Below are 546 nucleotides of genomic sequence, written 5' to 3'. Positions count from 1 at the left end.
CGCGGGCAGCACCCAGGTTGCCAACGAATCCGCATTGACGGCAAGCGAAATGGGCGCAGCGACGCCGTCGTCACTCAGTTCTGCCCGCGTCTGCTCGGTGAGAGTGTCGATCTGGCGCGCCAAACGGAGCACTGCTACGCCCGACTGGGTTGCCACCACCGGCTTGCTGCGTTGAACCAGAGTCCGACGCCCAATCCGGTGAGAGTCGATTGTGCGGCGGCGAGCGAGGTCATGACGGCAACGCTAGGAGCCAGTCGTGATTAGGTCCAGCGAATGTATTTCAGTAATGATCAGCGTAGCTTCATATTATGGAGATCGAGCAGCTCAGAGCTTTGCGGGCCGTGGTCGACGGCGGGACGTTCGAGGCCGCCGCTCGCGCGCTGTACGTGACCCCGTCGGCGGTGAGTCAGCGCATCAAGTCGCTGGAGCAATCGCTCGGTCGGACTCTGGTTCAACGCAGCAAGCCGGTGGTGGCAACCCAGTCGGGCGTAGCAGTGCTCCGTTTGGCGCGCCAGATCGACACTCTCACCGAGCAGACGCGGGCAG

Annotated in this window: 1 protein-coding gene; it reads left to right on the top strand. The window is 63.2% G+C overall.

The genetic code is table 11. From position 1 onward, the window contains the following. Positions 1-308 precede the first annotated feature (308 nt). Positions 309-546 (top strand): LysR family transcriptional regulator (locus tag CH256_RS22720; RefSeq protein WP_218829155.1); only part of this gene is annotated, 238 nt, incomplete at its 3' end.

It is taken from the genome of Rhodococcus sp. 05-2254-6 (assembly GCF_002258565.1).
In the GTDB taxonomy this organism is placed as follows: domain Bacteria; phylum Actinomycetota; class Actinomycetes; order Mycobacteriales; family Mycobacteriaceae; genus Rhodococcoides.
The sequence above is the reverse complement of the archived record's forward strand: the minus strand, read 5'-3'. Positions and strand labels throughout refer to the sequence as shown.